1 pseudogene is annotated in these 454 nt (G+C 64.5%); it reads left to right on the top strand.

From position 1 onward, the window contains the following. Window positions 1–454, top strand: a pseudogene (gene cpsB, locus I6F37_RS39595) (mannose-1-phosphate guanylyltransferase/mannose-6-phosphate isomerase); the annotation flags it as partial.

Below are 454 nucleotides of genomic sequence, written 5' to 3'. Positions count from 1 at the left end.
CCGTCATGGAGCGCCACGAGAATGTCGCGGTGTTTCCCTTCAGCGGCGCCTGGAGCGACGTGGGAAGCTGGAATGCAGTTGCCGACATGACGCCACCCGACGCCGCCGGCAACCGCATCGCCGGCAATGGCCTGGCCATCGATGCGGAATCGACATTCATCCACGCGCCCACCCGGCGTGTGGTCGCGCTGGGCACGAAGGATCTGCTGATCATCGACACGCCGGACGCATTGCTGGTGGCTTCGCGTTCCTCCGCGGAGCAGGTGAAGTCGGTAGTCAAGGCTCTGGAAGCCCAACAGCGCCCGGAGGCGGTAACCCATCGCAAGGTCGCCCGTCCGTGGGGCTGGTATGACAGCATCGAGGTCGGGGAGCGCTTCCACGTCAAGCGCATCCACGTGAAATCGGGTGCGGCTTTGAGCTTGCAGATGCATCATCACCGGGCCGAGCATTGGGT

Origin of the sequence: Bradyrhizobium sp. NBAIM08 (genome assembly GCF_020193935.1) — a bacterium.
In the GTDB taxonomy this organism is placed as follows: Bacteria; Pseudomonadota; Alphaproteobacteria; order Rhizobiales; family Xanthobacteraceae; genus Bradyrhizobium; species Bradyrhizobium yuanmingense.
Note: the sequence above shows the minus strand (reverse complement) of the source record. Positions and strands in the feature narration are given on the sequence as shown.